Origin of the sequence: Arthrobacter cupressi, from assembly GCF_900099975.1 — a bacterium.
Lineage (GTDB): Bacteria > Actinomycetota > Actinomycetes > Actinomycetales > Micrococcaceae > Arthrobacter > Arthrobacter cupressi.
On record NZ_FNEI01000001.1, the window covers coordinates 229,295 to 250,687 of the forward strand.

Here is a 21,393-nt window from a genome sequence, read left to right on the forward strand (position 1 = left end):
GGGTAGGCGCAGGGTGATCCAGCAGAATCGATTCGTGACCAGCCACAACGTTCGGATACCGATTGGATTTATGGCTTCTTCCGGCCCCATAACCGCCTCACAATTGAGGCATCTATTCGCTGGTCTCACGTGTCCAAGGAGACTGCCGTGCGCCACACGACCCGTTCCGTCGTAGCTTTGTCCCTCGTGCTCTTCCTGGGGGCGTGCGTCCAACCGTCGCCCGGGCCCAGCCCGTCGGGCGCTGACGGTGCCACGCCGGGAGGCTCGGCATCGGAGACTCCCACCACAGCGCCGTCGTCAGGTACGCCGGGGAACTCGGCGGAGACCTGGGCCGCTTACAAGACCAAGGACGACACGCTTACTTTCGAGCATCCCGCACGCTGGACGATCACGGACCCGGCAGGGCAAGCCGCAGCCGGTGGTATCTTCCTCAGCGTGGCGAACGAGGCCGGAAAGCAGTTGGCGACGCTGCGGACCAACATGGTTGCGGGCGCGGAGTGCACCACGCGGTCGCCGTACTCGCTGCTTGATTCGCAACCGCTCCCGGCGCTGGCGCAGAAGGGAACCACGCCCCGCTTCGTCTTCGAGGGCCGGCAGGGCACGGACCCGGCAACGCCTGGTCCCTTTGCCTACGGAATCACCTCGTCCCCCGCGCCGAGCGGTCCCGATGCCTGCCCCATCTTCCATTTCTTCACCTGGCCACCCAGCGGTGCCGCCTTTGGCGGAGCGTACAACCCGATGGAAGCCGTAGAGGGTGCGACGCCGGGACCGGATACACCCGAGGCCTACATGGAGACCCAGGAATACAAGGACATCAAGAGGATGATCACGTCCCTGCGGCCGGTCTCCTAGGAGGACTGCATGACCGACAAGTGCCCGGCCTTCGCTGCCACCAGGCACTTGGCCAGGTAGAAGGGTTTGCCCGCGCGGCGCACGTACTGGGTGAGGACCAGGACCGGGTCCGAAGGGCGCAGCGCCAGCAGCTTGGCACGGCTGGGGCCGGCGGTGCTGAGGCTGATTTGGCATTCGCCCGGGCCAAGGCTCATGCCGGGACGCTCGGCGAGGATCTCAAGGAGGGTCTTGGGAGCCAGGCTGGTGCGGCCGGCGGGGTCGGCCGCGGCGGCCAGCCAGTCGCCGTCGTCGGCTGTCTCGCCGGAACCGGCTTTCTTGCCGGAATCGGGCTCCCGGCCCGCGCTGATCGGTACGTTCTCCTGCAGGTGCCCGATCGCCTCGCCGTTGCGGATCAGCACGCTTTCCCAGAGCCAGCAGTCCTCGTTGGGTTCGACGCCGATGCCCGGGGCGACGAACTCTGAGGCCGGCTGGAACTCGGCCAGGGTGCGCTTGACCTGGACGTCCAGTTCGGAGCCGCCCAGGAGCTGGTCGAAGGGGCGGATCTTTTCGATGCCGATGCGGGGGAGCGAGTCCGCCACGAAGCGTCCGACGCCGCGGCGCGCCCGGGTGAGTCCGTCTTCCTCGAGCAGCATGAGGGCCTCGCGGATCACCGTGCGGCTGACGTCCATCATGACGCCGAGCTCGGTTTCGGTGGGCAGCAGCGAGCCGGGCTGGAGCAGCTTGGTGCGGATGGCTTCGGCGATGCGGGAGTACGCCGCCACGCGCAGGGGCTGGCCGGGCTGGGCAGTCAAAGGTCGGGACAGGAACTGGACGGCGGTGTCGCTCACGGGGCCTCGCTTGGATGGGGTATCGCCACTGTATCGGGGTTGTATAACTAATCAAATCCAGCCCTCGGACCGGGCAGGAAAGACGGTCGGATGCCGTCCAAATCGCGCCTTCGATTGACCCGCGGCGGCATATTGACTCGGTCTTGGGGCAGGCCTACCCTCTGCCTTAACGGGGGCTTGTGACCCCGTTTCTTCAGTGTTCGGCGCTGCGTCTGGGGGCGCTCCGGTCGGCGATAGAGCCAGCGAGGAGGGTCCTAAATGTCTTGGGAAATGTCGGGAAAGTATGTTGCAAGTTGCAGTTGCTCGTTGATTTGCCCGTGCCCGGTCGACGGCGAGCCCACCGGCCCGAACAGGGAATGTCGAGGCGTTGCCGTGTTCCATATTGAGGGCGGCAAACTCGACGACACAGATCTCTCGGGAGTCGATTTCGCTTTCGCCAACTGGTTCCCCTCGAACCTGTCGGCCGGCGGCTGGAAGGTCGGGGTGGTGGTTGATCAAGGGGCGGCCGATGGCCAGGCAACTGCCCTAGAGCGGATCCTGCACGGTGACGAGGGAGGCCCGTTCGCGGACTTTGCGGCGCTGTATGGGGAATGGCTGGGTGTCCAGCGGGCGAGCATCAGCTTCTCCGACAGCGACACACCGTCTGCTTCGGTGGAAGGGAGTGTGAGTTACACCTTCGAGCCGCTGCCCGGAATCGACGGCGGTGTCACAACAGTCAAGAACGCGATGTACGGTTTCGCTCCCGAGTTCATGATCGGGAAGGCACCTGCATCATCCACCCTGTTTGGCCTTGATTTCGAAGGCGTCTACGGCGAGAGCGCTGACTTCAGCTTCGCCAGCGAGATGCCCGAAGGCGCCGCCAAGGGCCGGGCCTGAAGGCCGGCCGCGGGTGAACGGGAAAGAACTGTGAACAGGAAAGGAATACCCGGAACCGGGGCGCGCACACCGCACGCCCCGGTTTTCCGGTTTGACCCACGCGCCATCGATTCCCGGGTGGCAGGCCTCGTCGCTCTCCTTCTGGCGCTCGCCGCCGCGAGCTGGGTTTTCTCGGCCGTGCAGATGAATGGCATGGACATGGGGCGTTGGACGGACCCCGGTCCGCTGGGCTTCTTCCTCACCACGTGGGTGGTGATGCTGGCCGCGATGATGTTTCCGTCCGTTGCCCCGATGGTGGTGGCCTATGACAGAATCCAACGCCACCGCCGCGGCTCCGGACGGTATGCTCCGCGGGGTTCCACGGCCCTATTCGTGGCCGGCTATCTCCTGGCGTGGACGGTCTTCGGCCTGGCGGCCTACGGGGCCTACGCCTTGCTTGTGGCAATCGTTCCCGGCGCGCTCACATCGGAACCGGGAGGCCGTTACGTGGCGGCAGTCGTGATCCTCGCGGCAGCCGCCTACCAGTTCACGCCAGCGAAGAACATCGCCCTGATGAAATGCCGGACGCCCATGGATTTCATCCTGCGCCGGGTGCGGTACGGCTTCGTGGGCGCGTTGCGCCTGGGGGTGGAACACGGTACGTGGTGCGTCAGCTGTTGCTGGGCGCTGATGATTGCATTGTTCGCGCTCGGCGTTATGAACCTTGGCTGGATGGCAGTAGTTGGAGCATTCATCGCCCTCGAGAAAATGCTCCCGTGGAGGCGCTTCGCGAACCGGGCCGTGGCCGTCGCCCTGGCCCTCATTGCGATTGGTGTTGCCCTCGTGCCGGGAATGGCGTCTTGACTACAGCACGCCGGTCTACCCGTACTTGACCGAGCCGGGGGCGTGAGGGCTAAGCGAGACCGAGGTCGCTGTCCGTGTAGGCCCCGGCGCGGAGTGCCGGCTCCGCCTGGCAGGTGCAGTTGCTTTCGACTTCGATTCGGATGTTCACCGTTTCACCACCCACAACACTGAGGATGACGGGCTCCTTTCCGGCGCTGGAAACTCGCAGGACGGTACTTTCTGGAGACGCTGTAGACATAGCGGAATTCTTTCGGATGAACGGGATGGCGGGGATCAGCCAGTCGCGTCGAGCACGCCGCGCACGGTGGTCGGCGCCCGCGCCCGCAGAGGCGAGGAGGGTGAGCAGAAGCTGGGCGGCGCGGGTGGGCACGAACCCGGCGGCAATGTCGCCCGGCACCAGCCCGGTAAGGCGGGCTCCGGCAGCGGTCAGCCACGTGGTCAATGGTAGCTCCGGGAGGACACCGGCGTTGTGTCGGACGTCATAATGTCAGCCGAGCGACACCTTCCCGTCCACGCCGACGGTCCAGCCGGGGTTGTGCGCGATCTCCCAGATGATGCCGTTGGGGTCCTGGACATGGCCGTGGAAGATCCCGCCGAACTCCCCGGCCTGTGCCGGTTTCAGCACCGTGGCCCCGGCCGCTTCGAGCCTGGCAATCGTGCTGGACACCTCGGCTGCGCTGGCCACGTTGTGGGAAAGGGTCACGCCGCTGACGCCTTCGTGTGTCCCGGGCCTGCCCAGGTCCTGGTTGAACTTCACGGAGTCGAACAGGCCCAGCACCAGGCCGGGCGCCACTTGGAAGAAGATGATTTCCCCGGGTACATCCAGCAAGGGTTCCCAGCCGAGGCCGTCCGTGTAAAACCCGCGGGCGCGGTCCAGGTCCTCGGTGGCGAAGGTGATGAAATGCAGTTTCTGCTCCATAGGGGGATCGTAACCGAGGGGCCGGACAGCCACGCCGGCGGCGCAAACCAAAGCCAAACCAAAGCCAAACCACGCCAATCCAGGACCTTGGAGGCGCGTCGGCGCGATGCGAGGATGAACGGGTGGAACCCTTCTTCGACTTCCTCGGAAACTACTGGTGGCTCGTTTTCCCCCTCGGCGGAATGGCCGGCGGGTGGGCGCGCCAGTGGTCCAAGGCGAGCGAGCGGCGGCACCGGCGCAAGGTCGAACTGCTCAAGCTGAAGAACCAGAACGCCGCGGCAGATCAAGCCAATAAAGCCGAGGTGGCCGCGTTGATCGCAGCCCACGATTCCGTGAACCACAAGTGGCTGGACTACGAGCTGGACGTCGGCAAGCTCATTGACTTTCCGCTGATGACGGACGTCCGCGAGCCCCTCACCGTCGCGTTCCTGCGGGCCAAGAAGGAGGCCGACGCCTTGCGACCGGCGGCCCCGGAAGACATCACGACGGCGGCCCGCCTGGCCGAATACCGCGCCGCCGTGCACGGCTTCGAGCTGGCGTTCGACGTCGCCGAACGCGAAGGCAAGCGCATCAAGGACAGCAATTTCACGGGCCCCGAGCGCCAACGCCTGGCGACCGCCCGGAAGCTCCTGCGGATCGCCGGGGACAGTGCCGCCACACCGGCCGAACGGCAGACGGCGTACAGGCGCGCCCGCAAGGAACTGGACGGGCTGATCGTCCTGCCGGAAGCGGCTGTCGCGGCGCTCGAAGAGAAAATCGCCGGCAGGCTCGAGGCCCGGAAGGACCCGGCCGGACCCTCGGCATGACGTAGATTCGGGGGATGACTATAGACATCCACCACAACCCCGATCGGGAACGCTTCGAACTGCAGGACGCCGGCCGCGTTATCGGCAAGGCCGCGTACAAGGATTACGAAGGCGGCGCCGGCACGGATTCGGAAGCCGCAGCCAAGCAGCGGATTTTCTACCACACGGTCGTCAACGAGGAATACGGCGGGCAGGGCCTGGCCGGGAAGCTTGCCACTGAAGCGCTGGACCAGACGGTCGCCGCGGGCCTGCGGATTGTTCCGGTGTGCCCGTTCATCAAAAAGTTCCTGGTCAAGCACACCGAGTACGAGGCCCACGTGACCAGGCCGACCCCGGCCCACCTCGGCTTCCTCGAGGACGCGCTCGCGCAACGGGTAAAGGCGTAAGATCCCAAAACAAAAGTCAGGGCTCCCGGAATTCCGGGAGCCCTGACTTTTTCTCCCCGGGCTTCGCGCCGGGAGCCTGTGAGTACGGGTTACGAACGCACGCTGTTGCGGCCGCGGGTGAGGATCAGGGCCAGGCCCACCATGCCTACACCCAGGAGCAGGTGCAGCACGTTGTCGAAGGCGTTCAGCGGCACGAAGTTACCGGGGGAATCCTGCGGGACCACCAGGCCGTAGATGAACAGGACGAGGTAGATGACGCCGCCGTAAAGCAGAAAGGAGCGGGAACCTGCGGCGCTGCGGGCCAGGAACAGCCCGGCTGCGCCGAAGAGCAAGTGGACGATGTTGTGCAGGGCCGAGACTTGGAAGAGGCCCAGCAGCATGGCTTCAGAGTGGTGTCCTGCGAAGTGCATCTGATCCATGCCGGCCGTGATGCCCGGAACAAAGCCAAGCACACCGACTAGCAGGAACACGGCGCCCACGGCCAGGGACGCCTTCTGGACATTGGTGCGGGCTGCGGTACTGGTAAGCGGATGAGTTGCCATGATGATCTCTCCTGTATGCAGTTGCTGCCTAAGGAGCAGCGGTTCTGATTCCCCCCAAAAGGGTTACGCCCGTTATTCGGGGCCGATCCCGGACCGGATGGGTGCATCAGGAAAAAACTTTGGGGCGCCCCGCTGAACGCGGGACGCCCCAGGAGACAAGGCTGGAAAACAGGCTAGGAATGCAGTGGGGCCGAGGCAACGGTCGGTGAGGTCGGCCGGGCGGATCCGCCTACGGGTTCCACCGTGACCCCCAGCGACGCGGCCCTCGCGATTCCCTTCACCACGGCGGGCTGGGACAGCGTCTGGGCATCCATGAGGCCCTGCGACTCCGGTGCCGACCCGTCCTGCGGGATCAGCCACATCTGGTACACCTTGCCCGCGGGCGGCGGAGGAACATCCTTCATCCGCACCACCACGGCATCCTTCGACTCCGAGATGGCAACGGTCGCCGTGCCGCCGCCGGTGACGCCCACCGTGGCTTCGCGGACATCCTGCGCCTGCAGGATCTGGGTGACCGGATCGTTCTGGCTGGCCACATAGCCGCCGATCCCCACCCCGCCCACGGCCAGGACAATCGCCGCCGCAGCGGCGAGCAGCCAGTTCCGGACGGCGGAAGGCCGGCGTCGTTCCTCACGCTTTTGCCGCGCGGCTGCCAGTTCATCGCCCGACGCCGGGAGGCCAGCGGGTGCCGCCGCCTCCGACGGCGTTGCTTCCGGCAGCTGTGCGGGCGTCTGTGCCGACGGTTGTACGGGCAGTTGACTCAGTGTCCGCTCGAGCAGCCCGGCGGGCGGTTCTTCCTCCGCGGTGAAGGCCAGGGCCAGGGTTTCCCGGGCCTGGCGGACGCGTTCGTTGAAGGCTGTGCGTTCTGCTTCGGGGGCGGTGGAGATGTACGAGTCGATGGCGGCGCGTTCGTCATCGCTGACGGCGTCCAGGGCGTAGATCTCCGCCAGCTCCACGGCGCGGCCGGCCTTCAGGTCGGTGGCAATATCGGCGGCGAAGCCGCGGGGCTGCGTGCCGCCGTCGTTCGTGTCCATGCTGTTCATCTCAACTCACCTCCAAACAGGTCTTCAGGCGGATCAGTCCGTCGCGGATCCGGGATTTGATGGTCGGTAGCGCGGAATTCAGTTGCTCGGCGACTTCCCGGTAGCTCAGGCCGCCGTAGTACGCCAGCCGGACGGATTCCTGTTGCGTTTCGGTGAGTGTCTTCAGGCACCGCACTACGGCTTCGGCTTCGAGGCGGCTGCCCACCTCGTCGGACACGGAGTCGTGGTCGATCTCCTGGCTGTCGGCGCCGTACCTGGCTTCGCGGTCGGTAGCTGCCTGCACGGAGCGGACCTTGTCCACGGCCCGGCGGTGCGCGATGGTCATCAGCCAGGCCAGCGGGCTCCCGGCCGCGGTGTTGAAGCTCGCGGCGTTCTGCCAGACCTGCAGGAAGACTTCCTGGGTGGCGTCCTCGCTGAGCTCCAGGTCCACCAGGATCCGCCGCGCCATGCCGAACACCCGGCGCGAGGTGAGGCGGTAGAAGTCCGCGAAGGCGGCGCGGTCGCCGTCGGCGATCTGTCCGAGGAGCGCGCCCAGTTGGGCGTTCAGCTCCTGCGCCGTGGCGACGCCGGGCTCAGCGGCACCAGGCGCGTCTGAAGCGGGCCCGGCGGCAGTCTCCGCCGTTTCGGAAGCATGGGGATTGTCCATTGCATTCCAGCATAGGCGTCCCAGCTGCGCCGTAGTCACGCAACCCACCTCCTGCCCTGTTTCCGTCTATGAACACAAAGCATTCGGTGCCGCGGGGGCTTTGGACGGGTCGCATTTCGTAGCTGTGAGCGTGCGGGACACAGGGTCGCAGCAGGATTTACCCAAGATTGGCCCAGTTTGCACCGTGGGCGTGAACTGCTGCGTATCTTCGTTTCGGGGGATTGCACGGCGGACCGAGAAAGCGGCGGCGGGAGTCACCCAAAATCACCGACACCGTCGTCGAAAGGTCTCAGAATGTCCCAGTCAAACTACAGCCAGTCCTACCAGTACCCGAATTACCCGACCGTGCAGCTGAGCAATTCGCTGGAGCACTTCCAGGGAAGCAAATTCAAGGAAAAGTCGATCATCTTCGGGGTCATCGGATTCTTCGTCCTGGGAATTGTCTTCGGTCCTCTGGCGATTTCCAACGCACGGAAGGCTGAGGCTCTTCATCATTCGGCGACCGTGGGCAAGGTCCTCGGCTGGATTGACACCATCTGCGCCGCGCTGGGAATTCTCGTGGTCCTATTCATCATGATCTCGGCGGCGTCTAACGCGGGGAGTTAGACGCCGTCGTTCCTGGGGGGAGCGTCGCCGTCGCGCGCCGGCAGGTCCGGTGCACGACGGCGGCCGCCCGGGAATTGCCGCGGATACGGCGGGTGCGCTGCCGAGAGTCAGCAAGTCTCGGTCCCGCAGCGTTCGGCGGGGACTACCATGGGTCATGGCCCGTTTCCCGATGAAGATGGCGTGCACGTTCCTGGCCCTTCTTGGGCTGCTGACCGCTGGGGCGGCCCCGGCGACGGCGGCACCGCCACCCCGTAGCCCGGAACCGGTGGGCAACGACGTTTCCTGGCCGCAGTGCGGCAAGACCCTTCCCACGGGGCAGGCCTTCGCGATCGTGGGAGTGACCGGCGGCCTGGCCAACAACACCAACCCCTGCCTGGCTGAGCAACTCGCTTGGGCGGCAGGCTCCACCGGGGGAACGGCCCAGCCCAAGGTGGCCTTGTATGTGAACACGGCCAACCCGGGGCATGCGGGCACGTGGTGGCCGACGTCTAACAGCTACGCAGGCCAGCAGGTTACCAATCCCTACGGGAGCTGCGGTGGCGCCGTCGATGCCGCCTGCTCCTACATGTACGGCTACGCGAAGGCCTACGACGACGCCACAATCCGCGGGGTCAGCAACCCCGGGAGCTATTTCTGGTGGCTGGACGTGGAAACCGGCAACAGCTGGCAGGCCAACACGGCCCTGAACAGGGCCGACCTCGAAGGCATGGTGGCCTACTTCAAGAGCATCACATCCGGCGTCAGCGGTGCCGGCGTGGGGATCTATTCGACCGGGTACCAGTGGGGGACCATCGCCGGGACCGTGCCTTCAAGCAGCTCGCTCACCGGGCTGCCGAGCTGGCTTGCCGGCGCCAAGACTTTGCGCGGAGCGATGTCGAACTGTTCCTTGCCCGGTCTGACGACCGGAAGCCGGGTGTCGGTAACCCAGTACGTGTCGGCGGGACTTGATTACGACTACTCCTGCCCCTGAGTGCGTCTTCGGGATTCATCGGTGTCGGAGGCTTGGGCACCCGAAGGTGCTTCGGTGAACTTTTGAAGACCTCGTCCATTAGTCGCGAGTCGGAAGACTCCTCATGCACGAAGGCTTATGAAGTTGGCAGAATGGCGCTGAGTGTACTGGCAGACCCTATTAAGAGCATGGCGAGCTTCGAAAGGCACGTGAGTAGATGACGGCATGGCTGATTCGGGCGGGAAGCACGGGGGAGCGGGAACAATGGGCTCTCAGTAAGTCGGTCACGGGCGCGGGGTATGGCGACGTGGAATCACTCCAAGACTCAGACACCAGGGAAAAGGTCTTTGCGAGAGTCGAAGCCGGAATTCCGGGCCAGAAGCTTGGCGCTGTCCGGAACTTCGCGGCGCAACTGTGGGCATTGCGCGGGCGGATGGAGATTGGGGACCTCGTGGTGATGCCTCTCAAACGCTCGGCCGTGGTCGCGATTGGAACCATCGAAGGTCCATATGAGTACGACTCCAACGAACCGGATCCAGAACGTCGCCATGTCCGCCGCGTGCGATGGGACGCTCCTGACATTGCGCGTTCGCGGATCAATCAGGATTTGCTTTACTCTCTCGGAGCGTTTTCAACGATCTGTCGTATCGAACGCAACGACGCGGAGTTCCGGTTACGCACTGCGATGTCGACCGGCAAGGACCCGGGAGCCCGGTTGGAGATGCAAGAAGCGCCTTCCAAAGATGGCGGCTTTTCGGTCGATGAAACAGAGCAAGAGAACGTGCCTGTAGACATATCACGTTATGCAGCTGATTCGATAGCAAGCCGTCTCATCGAAACTTTTGCAGGGCACAAGATGGAAGCAATGGTTGCCGAAATCCTCAAAGCCGATGGTTTTGTGTGTACCGAACATGGGCAAGGAACTGACGACGGCATCGATCTCGTAGCCGGGAAGGGACTCCTGGGCTTGGATAGCCCGCGTGTCATCGTTCAGGTGAAGAGTCAAGCCAGCCCAGTGGATTCTCCGACCGTATCCCAGCTGCACGGGTCGCTATCGATCCACAAGGCTGACCAGGGCCTCCTCGTAGCCTGGGGAGGACTTACCAGGGCGGCCCGAAAACTGGTGGACTCGCAGAGATTCGCCATTCGCGTCTGGGACGCGGACGAACTGGTGAATCAAGTCCAGAATCACTATGCGGAATTTCCTGCACGCGTCCGACAGGAACTACCGCTGAAACAAATTTGGACGCTAGCCGATGAAGCGGGCTGATATAGGGAGCAGAGATTTTGAGAACTCAAGAACCTGTCCGGCGCGCGAGCGGCAATGCTACGCGCAGCAAAGTTCTGCCTAACATAGAGTTTGAGCTATAGAAAGCGATGAAACAGTATTCCTGGATTTTTGGAATGCCACATCCGGTTTGCCCCAGAGAGGTCTGGAACATTCCGCTAAGAGAGTTTGAGCGAGACTCGCCGTGCGCGCCGGCAGCAGCCGCCGAAGTTTGGCCTTCTCCTGCGTGCTGTTATCTAGTCGGGCATTCTTTCCTTAGCCCACTGGAACAGTTCCCGATTTATTTCGAGAAGCGTATCGATATAATTCCGCGCTGCTTGTTCATTCACTTGAATTGAGTTCCCTCGAACATCGGTGGCAAAGGTTCGCGCTTCGTGGACAAGCTCAATCAACCCGGCCGGCGCCCCAATGCGTTTCAAAGCCACATGAGGTGCGACATGCCTAAGTTCTTTTCCTGATACGGCGGCTTTTCCTCCCAAGTGATATGCCACAGTACGAATGCCCAATCGTAGATCTGTATATGTTGAGCGGATCAGTTCAACCAGTGCGCCTGACGAAGCTGCTTGCGAGTTCTGCCTAGCCCACCTTAGGTTGGCCTCAACCTGCTTTCCAATGAAGTCCAGTAAGGAGGAACTATTCCGGCCTGAGGAGGATTCTTCGTATCCCTTGGGTGCATCGGTTTCTGTTGCGTCGGATTCTTCCTCCAACTCCTGGGTCCTGTCCTTGAGATCTTCAGAACGAAGAGTCCCTGCACGCTTTGCATTGGCGCCGAATCCAGTAACTTCTGAGACTTCGTCAATGAAGCGGCCGATCTGGTGGCGAAAGATGATTGCAATAGCCACCAGAACCAAGGGCCAGGCAATCGCGGCTATGGAGCTAAGGGTCGGGGTGAACCAATCTTCAGGCAATGTATCCCCACCCCTGTTTACTTGCTAGCGGTAGACGCTGTGCGGATAGTTGCGGTTCTCTCGGCGTTGCCGCCTGTAACTCACCCTTGAACAAGGTCGCCCAATTCTGCCCACCACGCCAGGCGCGTGTCACGCCCTTCGTAGCTAGACCGTCTGTTGGCGCCTGAGGAGCTCGGTAAGATGAACACCTTGCTCGTCGCTACTTTCCAGGTTTGGAGGCCCAGCATAGGTTTGCTGAATCCCTGTCCCTTTGCATATGCCGCCCCTGCAGTCTTCCCATTGAAAGCCACGTAGTTGGGCGAGAACTCCGATATCTTAGCTTCGAATTCACTAATGCCCTTGTTCAAGTCAAGATTTAGATCGTTTGATTGGACCACGTCTTTATTGAGATCCGTCATTCCGATCCCGTAGTCAGTCAGAAGACCATCTTGCTCCGCGGCAAGTAGGATCGGTGTGAAGCCGGCATTGAACAGCAAGAGCCAGAATTCGTTACCGACTCCCGAATAGTAGTGATGTCGGATTGCAGATCTGTTTCCTACCGCCGTGCCGACAAACACAACCCTCAGATTCGGTACGATGAGGTCTGGCAGCATTACTCCTCCAGAAACTCTGGCCCGGAGCCAGCGTCGTGGCTAGGGCGGAACCGGACGCTGGATGGTCATCCTTGACCAAAGGTTAGTGGGAACCAAGGAGGGTTACTAGGCTTCCAGCTGGTTCGCTTTCGCAGGGTTCTGGCTGTCGCCCCACGTATCTGGCAACTCAAGCTGACGAAGAGACGATTTTCCGTATTGATGCCCAGAGACGCTATCGACGCCGGGCTTTAGGAAGACTTCACCGTCGCGTCGACACCTGGGTGTCGGACTCTACGAATGGCTTTCGACTGAACCAATTGACCGGGCATTCGCCAACAGCATCCCGAACAAATACCCTGGCGCAATGGACACATTCGACGGGGGTACGGCCACGGAACAGTTGCCTGAAGGTTTGTACGAGCTGCTGAAGACAGCCTCGCTTGAGAGGCACCTAAGGACGGCACCGGACCTTCAACCCGGTTTCCTGGAAATCGGGGAGGAAGACGCCCCAGACATCCTCTCGCGGCACGTGGCCGATGTCGTCCGAGATGCGTTGATAGCAGCAAAACCCGCCGAGCGCGTGGCCCTGGCCAATCGACTGCTCCAAGCGCTGAGCCATGAAGACCGGGTCGCCGACGGCCCGAGCCAGCTCCTTTCCCTCCATCGTCCCGACGCACTAAAGAGACGCCAACTCCGCCGCCCCACCACGAGGCTGAGCGACTCGGCTCTACTGACCAACAGCAAGGACGATCCCAATCTCGCCGCAGAGCTCAGAGCTGAGATCGAGTCAGCGAACACAGTGGATCTCCTCTGCGCGTTCGTCCGCTGGACAGGCCTCAGGCTTCTTCAGCCGGCCCTTGAACAGCTGACCGACCGCGGCGTGAAGCTGCGGGTCATCACCACCACCTACATGGGGGCAACCGAGCGCCGCGCCATCGACGAACTCGTCAACCGTTACGGCGCTGAAGTCAAGATCAACTATGAAACCCAGGCCACCCGCCTTCACGCCAAAGCCTGGCTGTTCGGCCGGCACTCGGGATTCGACACGGCCTATGTTGGCAGCTCCAACCTGAGCCAGGCTGCTCTGTTGGACGGTCTGGAATGGAACGTCCGCCTGAGCTCCGTCTCCACTCCCGCTCTCTTGAAGAAATTTGAGGTCACTTTCGACAGCTACTGGGAACAGCGCGCCTTCCAGAGCTATGACCCAGAACGCGACGCAGCCAAGCTCGACGCTGCACTGGAGCGCAACGGCGGCAAACGCACGGCAGCTCCCGACGCTACAACTGGACTCGAGGTTCAACCGTTTTTGCACCAAGAGGAAATGCTCGAAGATCTTGAGGCGGAGCGCTCCAAGGGCTTCAACAGGAATCTGCTGGTCGCAGCAACCGGTACCGGGAAAACCATCACTGCGGCTCTGGACTACAAACGCCTGTGCGAGGCCGCTGGGCGGGATCTCAAGTTGCTCTTCGTCGCGCACCGTCAGGAGATCCTCGCGCAGTCCATGCGCACTTACCGGGATGTCATGCAGAACGGTGCCTTTGGTGAGCTCTACGTCGGTGCCCACAAGCCGTCCGAGTGGAGGCACATCTTCGCATCGGTGCAGTCTCTCAACGCCCGCGGCGTCCGGGAACTGGACCCGGAACTCTTCGACGTCGTGGTCATCGACGAGTTCCACCACGCCATGGCCCCGACGTATCGGTCCCTGATGGATCACCTGAAGCCACAACAACTGCTGGGGCTGACCGCGACGCCGGAACGCGGTGACGGCGTCGACGTCGCCCAGCAGTTCTTTGACGGACGTACAGCCAGCGAGCTCCGCCTTTGGGATGCACTGGACGCCGACCTTCTGGTGCCCTTCCACTACTTCGGTGTGTCCGACGACGTCGACCTCAGCCAGGTCGAATGGAAGCGCGGCAACTACGACACCGCTCAGCTGGACCGCCTGTACACGGGCAACGATGCACGTGCCGCGAAGGTTATCCGCGAGCTGCGGGAAAAGGTCACTAGCACCGAGGATATGCGCGCCATCGGCTTCTGCGTGTCGGTTCAGCACGCGCACTACATGGCTGAGGTTTTCAACCGGGCCGGCATTGCCTCGGTGGCCGTCGACGGCACAACCGATGACGCCGTCCGCGCTCAGGCTCTCCGACGGCTCCGTGACCGGGAGATCAACTGCATCTTCGCGGTAGATCTCTTCAACGAAGGCCTGGACTTGCCGCAGGTAGACACGATCCTGATGCTGCGGCCCACCCAGAGCTCCACCGTCTTCCTGCAGCAGCTCGGCCGCGGCCTCCGCCGTGCGGATGACAAGGCAGTGCTGACGGTACTCGACTTCATCGGCCAGCAGCGGCGCGAATTCCGCTTTGACCTCAGGTACCGTGCGCTGACCGGGTACGGCAGGAAGCAACTGGAAAAGGCCGTGGAGGAGGAATTCCCGTTCCTTCAGTCGGGATCGCAGATCGTGCTCGACCGGGTTGCGCAGAAGGTCGTCCTGGACAACCTCCAAGCTCAACTGAAATTCACGAAAAAGCAGTTGGTCCAGGACATTGCATCGCATGGGGAGACGGATCTCGAAACGTACCTTCGGGCTTCCGGCAATGAGCTGAAGACCATCTACCGCTCCACCAGGGATTCGTGGACCGGCTATCTGCGCCAGGCGAATCTCATCGACGGATTCTCGCCTCTCGAAGCCGTACTGAAGGATCAGCACTTCACGCTTTCCGATGCCGCGGAGAAGAAGCTACTCGGCCGCATGGCTGCGTTGATCCATGTGGATGATCCCGAACGCGCGGACGCCTACGCGATGCTTGTCGCCGCGGACTCTCCCCGCTACGCGGAGCTCGCTCCGCGCGAGCAGGTGTTCGCGCGCATGCTGTTCTACACGCTGTGGGATGACGCCAGCGGTTTCGCCTCGTACGACGCCGGGCTGGACCACCTTCGCGGCTACCAGTTTGTGTGCGCCGAGATTCAGCAGTTGGTGAGGCTGGGTGCGTCGTCGTCCAGGCATGCCGCCAAGGGTCTCGGCGCGGGACTTCAGCACATTCCGTTGCTTTCCCATGCCACATACCGGCGTGAGGAGATCCTTGCGGCACTCGGTTACGGTTCGCTCGAAATGGGCAAGAACGTCCAGCACCGTGAGGGCGTGGCGTGGTGCCCGGCTACCTCCACGAACGCCTTCTTCGTCACCCTGAACAAGGACGACAAGAAGCACTCGGCCACCACGATGTACCGGGACTACGCCATCAGCCCGGACCTGTTCCACTGGGAATCCCAGAACAACACATCACCAGCCAGCTCCGTCGGCAAGCGCTACCTGGACAGGACCAGCCATGGCTCGCAAATTGTGCTGTTCACACGGGACACAGCCGACGACGAGACCGGGTTGACGGTCCCATACACCTGCCTCGGCCAGGTCGATTACGTCCAGCACTCGGGCGAGAAACCGATCGCAATTACGTGGAAGCTGCACCGGCCGATGCCGGCAGATGTTTACGCAACCGCGGCTGCGGTGTCGCAATGACAGCCGTATTCTTTCCATCTTCGTGGAACGGAGTTGGTCCTAAATCTAGTCGTCAAGAATCCGAAGAAAAGTTCGCTCCATTCCTTGCAAAAATATATGTCATCAGCCAACAGCAGGACGCCTGGGCCTTTCGACCTTGTTGGCATAGGTGACTGCGGGTTGTATCTCGCCACCGCAAGCGAAGAAGCCGGATTTAGGACTTGGCGTGTAGTCGGCCGCACCGATGGAACTAGGATCGAGCTACCGGGCTCTATTTGAGTCGTAGTGGGTACTGTGTTTTCGGAGCTGCAGAGCTGCGACGAGACTAGGAGGGGTCTTGAGCCGAGAACTTGATTCCGTGTATCATCCGCCAGCCGACGAATACATTCGACCTGCAAAGAAGATGCTGCTTCGACCGGAGGGACGGGTTGATAGCCACTATGTTCGGGGAGCGCGTTTCCATCCGTCGGCCTTTTCGCGGCTTCACCATGGTCAGCGGGTGGAAGTTGAGCTTGTTCCGGAACCTGGAAATCCGCATGACCGATGGGCGGTTGCACTATATATCGATTCTGACCGCATAGGTTATATCGCATCCGAAATGGCGGGTCCGTGGCAAGACTTTGTCGTCACTTGTAATAGAAGAGGTACGGCAGTGTGTGCCCTTGGCGTGATCGATAAGGAACGAGGTAATGTGGCCGCCACCATCTTCCTGCCCTGGGAAAAAGAACTTGGGTCATTAGCCATGGAGGAAGGAGTTGTCCTCCAATGCGATCGATTGATCGCGGTCCTAGCTCCCGAAGAACGTCGAGAAATTGTCGCGACGGGCGGATGGAATGGCCTCACATCGAAGCACGCAAAGATTCTCCACAGGGCGAAGACCATGGCGCCAGATCTCAACTGGAAATCGAATAGCAAAGGCCATAAGTGGGACAGTATACCTAGTCAAATCGTCTGGCGAATTGAGTCGTTAAAGGACGGTGAAGAGAATTCTCGGCGACACTCAAAGGGTAAGTAAAGCTCATTCTTCTCGCATATGGGCATCCTGCACGGTCAAATCTTGAAGAATTTCTGCATATTTCTTTGGTTGTTTACCGCCGTAGCCGGGAAAACTCTCTAAGCCGGCAGCCTCCTCAGCTGATGGTCTACAGGGACTCTCGACGGTGGAAGTGTCGTGATGAGGAGTTCGTCGGCATTACGCTTGCCGGTCTTGCCACTAGCGGTATAGCGCACAGTCACTAAGCGTTTTGTCAAAGACCAGGAGCGAACACCAAGCGTCTCACGGTCCTCAGCACTAGGAGTCATGCGAGAGTGTGCATAGAGCCAAGGGCTATCGGTCAAGAGCGAATTGTTGTCATAGCTAAGCAGCCAACGGAACTGGGCTTTAGTGCGCAAATATTCGGCGAGCTGCATATGGAGCATGTGGTCGACTAGCCGCGCTTTTCCTGCCCCATCTCGCCCATATCCTCCACTGGGATCGAAGGAGGCACGGTAAAGGTGGGAGGCTTTCTCGAGGTATGGCGGATCGAGGTAGGCGATGACACGAGATGGGATCAGTTGAGGGTATTGTTCAGGTACATCGTCAAGCGTTTTTCTCCAATCCTTGCGCCAGACATCGACAAGGCGGCCGGTGTCATACAAGTGGCCGATGTATCGGAGCCGTTGCTCGATCGAGTCGGGATTCCAGCGGCATCCAATTCCGTAAGGGCTTTCTTGCTTGCGTCCCCCAATTGGACCGGCCTTGCCATGCAGGATCCCCGAAAATGTCGTGCGGTTCAGGAACAAACATTGCATTGCCAGACCGAGCCTGATTGTATTGGGCGATGCGCTACGTGCGGGCGTCCATGAACGCCAGTAGTCCCAGCGTTCAACTCCCGTGGCTCCGCCGGGCTTTACGTATCGGTTCCACTCATCGCGCATTCGGTCGATCAGCGTTTCCGTATCGGCGGCCGCAACCTGCCAGAATGCGGTCACCAATGGATCAACATCGGCGAGCAGCACTCGATCCACGATCCCCTGTCCGACGAGTCGCAAGGAGGCTGACGCCCCGCCTGCGAATGGCTCAACAAGTAGGCTGATCTTCGGCACCTCACGCGAGCCTTGGGCAGTATCCAAGACCCGGGCGATCACCGGGGCAAGGGAAGACTTTGCCCCTGGATAGCGCAATGGCGACTGATATCGGCCAGACGTCAGTGCGTGATTGAGGGTGCCGAGTGGCGAAATGAGTTGTCGGGCGTTGTCGAGGATGTGCGTCGGAATCGCGGGAGTGGCGGCAGGATTACCGCGAGTGATTGCGACCGCCGAAGTATCTAGATTCTGGCTCATGGGGTGGGCCGAGCCTGACCCGGTTCCCCTGCGGGCGAATCGAGGCCGAGGCGTTTGGTGGCCACAAGGCGGAGCACGTCTGTTCCCACACCGATCGGAAACGCAGCCTTCCCGTGGGCGGCCGCCACCGGGATGATTCCATCGACATACATAGAGGATCCTGTGCGGTCGATCACGTCGAGTATTGCTGACAGGGTCGGGTAGGACGCCGGGTCGGCCTGGCCACCGCTAGCGTCGTATGGTGCGCCTGTTGGTGGCGGTACGGTTGGGACGACAACGCGGCCATCGGGGGCGCGGTATACGAACTTACGGCCCCAGTAAGTTTCCTTGCCATAAGCACGTGCGTTGTTCGCGTTAACGACGCGGGCAATGATTTCTTCATCGCATACCAGCAGCTCGCCAGGCTGGAGAATATCGTGACGGGCAAGTTGGCGAGCGTAGTCCACGAGAGCTCCAGACTTCTCGATCCCACAAATGTACGGCGCCCGACCGGGAGCAGAACTTCCCATATTCTGGAAGTATTCCAAGGCCCGGCCGCGAAGCTTGGCTGGAGTGCCGAACACGGCCAGTGGACCATCGACGATAAACAAAGTCGTGGGAAGGGCCTTCTGCCGCGACTGCTCCCATAACAGAGTTGTCAGACCTACGAGTACGAGCAACTCTACGACAGACATCAGGCGCCCGAGCGCGGACTGGTTCGAGCCCTCCTCGCCCACCTCTTCGTGGATGCGAAGTACATCCGTTGGAAATAGATCAATACCGCATGCATCGCATATGAGGCCAGCGGGCGGCACCGGCACGTCCTTACTGCAGTTGGGAGTGGGGCAATTGACCGGAACTGTGGCTGCCGGCGTGCCGGGCACACCATGGAGCATGAAGAGTAAGTCGAGTAACGGCTGGTCGAGGCGGTTTACGTCGATCTTCTTTTGCCGAAATAGCGCGTTGATCGCCTCGCGCCACGAGGTTGCTATGTCAACGCCAGGGCGCGTATAAGCGCCCGCAACGGGTAGATCGAGGGTTACAAGCGCCGTGTTGACGGCGCGCTCTATTTGGTACGGGTCGACGAACTGCTCTGCTCGTTGAGATTCCAGAACGTTGAGGTCTAGGAACGCGGCGGCGGCTTGGGCGAAGCCATACATCACCGATGGCAGGCCGTCGCGTACCTGCTCGACGACGTAGGAACCGTCAATAGCCAGAGCTGACAGGAGACGCTCCTGCGAGGACGAGACCCCAAGGTCACTCCGTTGACGGATTCGCTTGCGGATTGCATCTGGGTCGTGGATCGTCTCCGCAGGAACGTGAAAGGTGCGTTGATCCGCGATAGCTTTTACGGCAGCCATTGAGTGGCTCAGTCGCGAGGCCAGTTCGTGAGCCCCGCCGATGGTCTCATATGGCATCAGGAACGTGTCCCGTCCAGCGTCAGCGGAGGGTCCCCAGCCGCGGCCCGTGCCTCATTCACCAGGGCGACGTCGTAGCGATCGATCTGAACAGGGACGATGTATGGCGATGACAGAGTCTTAAGTCGAACGTACCCACGGTCTTCGGACGCGATGATCGCGTCCGAAAACGACCCGAAGTCGTAGAACTTAGCCAACTCGTGCACTTCCGTCGTGTTGTTCAAATGCGCAACGACCCAATTAGCGGTGTTTGCCTTGACCTGGTGCGCGACGCCGGAGACCTCCTGGGTCGCGTACGTCATGCCGAGATTGAGTTTGCTGGCCTCTTTGGCGAGCTTGACCCACACATCGAGGTCGTCCTTGTACCGGTCGGATGAGAACAGGTTGTGCGCCTCCTCGAGCATCACCTGGATGTGCGGTGGCTCCTGCCCGGACGTGAACACCTCAGTCTGCCTGGAAAGGAGCCGACGCGTGATCGACTCGCTCAGCGCTTTAGTCACAGCCTCGGCGCCGACGTGCAAGTCAACGATCACAATGCGCCCACGGACCAACTCCTCGTAGATCTCGATCGCGGGGTCGTTCCGCGTCAGCGGACTGTGAAATGGACGTAGCGGGTTCAAGTTTCGCCAGCCTCGGACGTTTCGGTTACCGCTGCGAGTCGTGAAGATCGGCTCGACACTCTTCCACCGAACGTCCTTCGCGAAGTCATTCGCTTCTCTGTCGCCGGCGTCGCGCAGCCCCACGATCTTGTCGACGACGTCTTCGATATCGGCGGCCGCGATGGTGACGATGTTCGCAGTGGATCCAGCTTGCGTAAACGGATTTCGCCCGAGTTCAGCGACAACCTTCTGTTGAAACGTGCCAGCAATACTGATTCGCACGCGAAAGTTGGTCGGCACTGCGAACCCCGCTCGCATGAGGGCACCGTAGAGTACGAGCCGGGCGCGCTGTGCGTGTGTGGTGGCGGAGCGGTCGTCAGCGACGTCCGCGTAGGAGGTACCCGCGAAGTCCTTTACATAGCCGGCCTCGTCACTACTGAGGGTGTCGGAGATCAATCCCTGAACCGCGTCGATCTGGTTCTCGGAGAAGAAATTGATGTTGAGCGGCTTCACATGTGCCTGTGCACCGTCCGCCCCGAACTTGAAAATTCGGACGTGGTTCGCGCCGATAGCTGCGATCTCGGTGCCGTCCTGCGTGTTCGGGTTTGCATATTCTCCCTGTGGGTCGAAGATCAACTGGCCGATGGGGCTCCCGCCCGTTGCACGCTGCCGCTCGGAGACTGCGAATGTGCGCGCGATGATGATCTTCGCGGTATTCGACTTCCCCATCCGAGTCATGCCCAGTAGGGCGGTCTTATTGCCGATAAAGTCGCGGATGTTGACTTCGACCGCGGCGTTGGCTTGTTGGGAAGTCTTGGCGCGGCGGCGCGTCGCGGAGTACCGAACCGCCCCGATGCGCACGCGTTCGACAGGGCGCCCCGTCGGCTTGAGGTAGGAGGCAATCGTGGCGAGGCCGTCGCCGATCGGTTTCAGGACTCGATACGTGGACGTGGCATAGAAGTTGTCCACGTCAGCACCGAACTCAAGCACTCTCTGCCCGTCCACCTCGTCCTCGTAAAAGGTCCCGAGGATCTTGCACCGCACCCCAGTGAACGAAACTCGATTCTTGGTGAATGGATCAAGCTCCGCATCTAGTACGACAGATGGGGCCGGGTCCTGGTTGTTCGAAAGGGCCGTGCGCAGCGACTCCTCACGAACGGCATGCAAGTCGCGTTCTAGTGACAGTGGCGCCGTCCCCTCGACACGCAGGAGCAGTACTTCGTCGTCGTCAACGCGAGGGTCATTTACGTCCTGCGGGGTTGCCAGCAGAAAGGAGAATTGTGGGATACCGCCGGCGTCGAATTTCCAACGGTCGTGGGTCAGCACAACAGCTTGGCCATAGTCGATCTGCTGGATCGCGCCGATTCGCGTTGATCGATCGTCGGCGAGCAGTTCAGATCGCAAGAGTGACCCGGCTCCTACGCCAGGGATAAGTTCGTTCATGTTCTCCCCCTTAGGACGCGTTCGGTGCGCCCTTAGTCTATTGCAATGGGTGTCCGTACCAGCCCGTACT

21 protein-coding genes are annotated in these 21,393 nt (G+C 61.5%); 10 read left to right on the forward strand and 11 right to left on the reverse strand.

Features of this window, described 5'->3' with window-relative positions; translation table 11 throughout:
* Positions 1 to 147 precede the first annotated feature (147 nt).
* Positions 148 to 852, forward strand: a complete 705-nt coding sequence (locus BLP88_RS00990; protein WP_245679725.1) for a hypothetical protein — start codon at positions 148 to 150, stop codon at positions 850 to 852.
* Here the strand turns inward: BLP88_RS00990 and BLP88_RS00995 are convergent.
* Positions 849 to 1,679 (reverse strand): GntR family transcriptional regulator, encoded by an 831-nt coding sequence (locus BLP88_RS00995; protein ID WP_074586205.1) that lies wholly within the window; start codon positions 1,677 to 1,679, stop codon positions 849 to 851. The two genes, BLP88_RS00990 and BLP88_RS00995, sit on opposite strands and share 4 nt — an antisense overlap.
* A gap of 270 nt (positions 1,680 to 1,949) precedes the next feature.
* Between BLP88_RS00995 and BLP88_RS01000 the strand changes: the two genes are divergently transcribed.
* Together BLP88_RS01000 and BLP88_RS01005 are read left to right on the forward strand one after the other, a co-directional pair.
* Complete coding sequence (locus BLP88_RS01000) at positions 1,950 to 2,555, forward strand: DUF1326 domain-containing protein (protein ID WP_245679736.1); 606 nt, start codon at positions 1,950 to 1,952, stop codon at positions 2,553 to 2,555.
* Between the two features lie 117 nt (positions 2,556 to 2,672).
* Complete coding sequence (locus BLP88_RS01005) at positions 2,673 to 3,398, forward strand: DUF2182 domain-containing protein (RefSeq protein ID WP_245679726.1); 726 nt, start codon at positions 2,673 to 2,675, stop codon at positions 3,396 to 3,398.
* A gap of 49 nt (positions 3,399 to 3,447) precedes the next feature.
* Here the strand turns inward: BLP88_RS01005 and BLP88_RS18555 are convergent, their stop codons facing one another.
* Together BLP88_RS18555 and BLP88_RS01015 are read right to left on the reverse strand one after the other, a co-directional pair.
* Positions 3,448 to 3,840, reverse strand: coding sequence for a hypothetical protein (locus BLP88_RS18555; protein WP_084110668.1), 393 nt, complete (start codon positions 3,838 to 3,840; stop codon positions 3,448 to 3,450).
* Between the two features lie 45 nt (positions 3,841 to 3,885).
* A complete protein-coding gene (locus BLP88_RS01015) occupies positions 3,886 to 4,317 on the reverse strand; it encodes a VOC family protein (RefSeq protein WP_074586208.1) in 432 nt (143 codons plus the stop codon).
* A 122-nt stretch (positions 4,318 to 4,439) separates the two neighbouring features.
* On the opposite strand from BLP88_RS01015, the gene BLP88_RS01020 reads away from it, so the two are divergent.
* Both BLP88_RS01020 and BLP88_RS01025 read left to right on the forward strand, forming a co-directional pair.
* Positions 4,440 to 5,123 carry a P-loop NTPase family protein gene (locus BLP88_RS01020; RefSeq protein ID WP_074586210.1) on the forward strand — a complete coding sequence of 228 codons (684 nt, stop codon included), beginning with the start codon at positions 4,440 to 4,442 and terminating at the stop codon, positions 5,121 to 5,123.
* Between the two features lie 14 nt (positions 5,124 to 5,137).
* Positions 5,138 to 5,509, forward strand: a complete 372-nt coding sequence (locus tag BLP88_RS01025) for a GNAT family N-acetyltransferase (RefSeq protein WP_074586211.1) — start codon at positions 5,138 to 5,140, stop codon at positions 5,507 to 5,509.
* Between the two features lie 89 nt (positions 5,510 to 5,598).
* On the opposite strand, the gene BLP88_RS01030 is transcribed toward BLP88_RS01025, so the two are convergent.
* The 3 genes from BLP88_RS01030 to sigK all read right to left on the reverse strand — a co-directional run bounded on the left by BLP88_RS01030 (position 5,599) and on the right by sigK (position 7,740).
* On the reverse strand, positions 5,599 to 6,051 hold the full coding sequence (locus BLP88_RS01030; protein WP_074586212.1) for a DUF4383 domain-containing protein: 453 nt from the start codon (positions 6,049 to 6,051) through the stop codon (positions 5,599 to 5,601).
* A 173-nt stretch (positions 6,052 to 6,224) separates the two neighbouring features.
* Positions 6,225 to 7,094 (reverse strand): anti-sigma factor, encoded by an 870-nt coding sequence (locus BLP88_RS01035; RefSeq protein WP_139163259.1) that lies wholly within the window; start codon positions 7,092 to 7,094, stop codon positions 6,225 to 6,227.
* A 1-nt stretch (position 7,095) separates the two neighbouring features.
* A complete protein-coding gene (sigK, locus tag BLP88_RS01040) occupies positions 7,096 to 7,740 on the reverse strand; it encodes an ECF RNA polymerase sigma factor SigK (protein WP_074586214.1) in 645 nt (214 codons plus the stop codon).
* 294 nt (positions 7,741 to 8,034) lie between these two features.
* Between sigK and BLP88_RS01045 the strand changes: the two genes are divergently transcribed.
* The 3 genes from BLP88_RS01045 (at position 8,035) to BLP88_RS01055 (ending at position 10,565) form a co-directional block, all read left to right on the forward strand.
* Positions 8,035 to 8,346: a hypothetical protein gene (locus BLP88_RS01045; protein ID WP_084110669.1), complete on the forward strand. Its 312-nt coding sequence runs from the start codon at positions 8,035 to 8,037 to the stop codon at positions 8,344 to 8,346.
* Between the two features lie 154 nt (positions 8,347 to 8,500).
* Positions 8,501 to 9,316: a glycoside hydrolase family 25 domain-containing protein gene (locus BLP88_RS01050; protein WP_074586215.1), complete on the forward strand. Its 816-nt coding sequence runs from the start codon at positions 8,501 to 8,503 to the stop codon at positions 9,314 to 9,316.
* Between the two features lie 196 nt (positions 9,317 to 9,512).
* Positions 9,513 to 10,565, forward strand: coding sequence for a restriction endonuclease (locus tag BLP88_RS01055; RefSeq protein WP_074586216.1), 1,053 nt, complete (start codon positions 9,513 to 9,515; stop codon positions 10,563 to 10,565).
* A gap of 254 nt (positions 10,566 to 10,819) precedes the next feature.
* Here BLP88_RS01055 and BLP88_RS18650 read toward each other — a convergent pair whose 3' ends face one another.
* Positions 10,820 to 11,425: a hypothetical protein gene (locus tag BLP88_RS18650; protein WP_139163260.1), complete on the reverse strand. Its 606-nt coding sequence runs from the start codon at positions 11,423 to 11,425 to the stop codon at positions 10,820 to 10,822.
* 146 nt (positions 11,426 to 11,571) lie between these two features.
* Positions 11,572 to 12,084, reverse strand: coding sequence for a mismatch-specific DNA-glycosylase (locus tag BLP88_RS01060; RefSeq protein ID WP_074586218.1), 513 nt, complete (start codon positions 12,082 to 12,084; stop codon positions 11,572 to 11,574).
* A gap of 343 nt (positions 12,085 to 12,427) precedes the next feature.
* On the opposite strand from BLP88_RS01060, the gene BLP88_RS01065 reads away from it, so the two are divergent.
* Both BLP88_RS01065 and BLP88_RS18655 read left to right on the forward strand, forming a co-directional pair.
* Positions 12,428 to 15,583, forward strand: a complete 3,156-nt coding sequence (locus BLP88_RS01065) for a DEAD/DEAH box helicase (protein WP_074586219.1) — start codon at positions 12,428 to 12,430, stop codon at positions 15,581 to 15,583.
* A 316-nt stretch (positions 15,584 to 15,899) separates the two neighbouring features.
* Positions 15,900 to 16,577 (forward strand): hypothetical protein, encoded by a 678-nt coding sequence (locus tag BLP88_RS18655; RefSeq protein ID WP_139163261.1) that lies wholly within the window; start codon positions 15,900 to 15,902, stop codon positions 16,575 to 16,577.
* A 98-nt stretch (positions 16,578 to 16,675) separates the two neighbouring features.
* On the opposite strand, the gene BLP88_RS01075 is transcribed toward BLP88_RS18655, so the two are convergent.
* Genes BLP88_RS01075 through BLP88_RS01085 form a run of 3 tightly spaced genes read right to left on the reverse strand, consistent with a single transcriptional unit; the run spans position 16,676 to position 21,323 of the window.
* On the reverse strand, positions 16,676 to 17,884 hold the full coding sequence (locus BLP88_RS01075) for a DNA adenine methylase (RefSeq protein ID WP_084110670.1): 1,209 nt from the start codon (positions 17,882 to 17,884) through the stop codon (positions 16,676 to 16,678).
* Positions 17,881 to 19,281, reverse strand: coding sequence for a hypothetical protein (locus BLP88_RS01080; protein ID WP_139163262.1), 1,401 nt, complete (start codon positions 19,279 to 19,281; stop codon positions 17,881 to 17,883). Before BLP88_RS01080 ends, BLP88_RS01075 begins: the two co-directional genes overlap by 4 nt.
* Complete coding sequence (locus BLP88_RS01085) at positions 19,281 to 21,323, reverse strand: helicase HerA domain-containing protein (protein WP_084110671.1); 2,043 nt, start codon at positions 21,321 to 21,323, stop codon at positions 19,281 to 19,283. The genes BLP88_RS01080 and BLP88_RS01085 overlap by 1 nt, the downstream gene beginning before the upstream one ends.
* Positions 21,324 to 21,393: the final 70 nt, after the last annotated feature.

Bases quoted from the DNA above. Each gene is read 5' to 3' on its own strand.
- BLP88_RS01000 (WP_245679736.1), top strand. From the start codon at position 1,950: ATGTCGGGAAAGTATGTTGCAAGTTGCAGTTGCTCGTTGATTTGCCCG.
- BLP88_RS01015 (WP_074586208.1), bottom strand. From the start codon at position 4,317: ATGGAGCAGAAACTGCATTTCATCACCTTCGCCACCGAGGACCTGGAC.
- BLP88_RS01025 (WP_074586211.1), top strand. From the start codon at position 5,138: ATGACTATAGACATCCACCACAACCCCGATCGGGAACGCTTCGAACTG.
- BLP88_RS01030 (WP_074586212.1), bottom strand. From the start codon at position 6,051: ATGGCAACTCATCCGCTTACCAGTACCGCAGCCCGCACCAATGTCCAG.
- BLP88_RS01035 (WP_139163259.1), bottom strand. From the start codon at position 7,094: ATGAACAGCATGGACACGAACGACGGCGGCACGCAGCCCCGCGGCTTC.
- sigK (WP_074586214.1), bottom strand. From the start codon at position 7,740: ATGGACAATCCCCATGCTTCCGAAACGGCGGAGACTGCCGCCGGGCCC.
- BLP88_RS01045 (WP_084110669.1), top strand. From the start codon at position 8,035: ATGTCCCAGTCAAACTACAGCCAGTCCTACCAGTACCCGAATTACCCG.
- BLP88_RS01050 (WP_074586215.1), top strand. From the start codon at position 8,501: ATGGCCCGTTTCCCGATGAAGATGGCGTGCACGTTCCTGGCCCTTCTT.
- BLP88_RS01055 (WP_074586216.1), top strand. From the start codon at position 9,513: ATGACGGCATGGCTGATTCGGGCGGGAAGCACGGGGGAGCGGGAACAA.
- BLP88_RS01060 (WP_074586218.1), bottom strand. From the start codon at position 12,084: ATGCTGCCAGACCTCATCGTACCGAATCTGAGGGTTGTGTTTGTCGGC.
- BLP88_RS01065 (WP_074586219.1), top strand. From the start codon at position 12,428: ATGGACACATTCGACGGGGGTACGGCCACGGAACAGTTGCCTGAAGGT.
- BLP88_RS01075 (WP_084110670.1), bottom strand. From the start codon at position 17,884: ATGAGCCAGAATCTAGATACTTCGGCGGTCGCAATCACTCGCGGTAAT.
- BLP88_RS01080 (WP_139163262.1), bottom strand. From the start codon at position 19,281: ATGCCATATGAGACCATCGGCGGGGCTCACGAACTGGCCTCGCGACTG.
- BLP88_RS01085 (WP_084110671.1), bottom strand. From the start codon at position 21,323: ATGAACGAACTTATCCCTGGCGTAGGAGCCGGGTCACTCTTGCGATCT.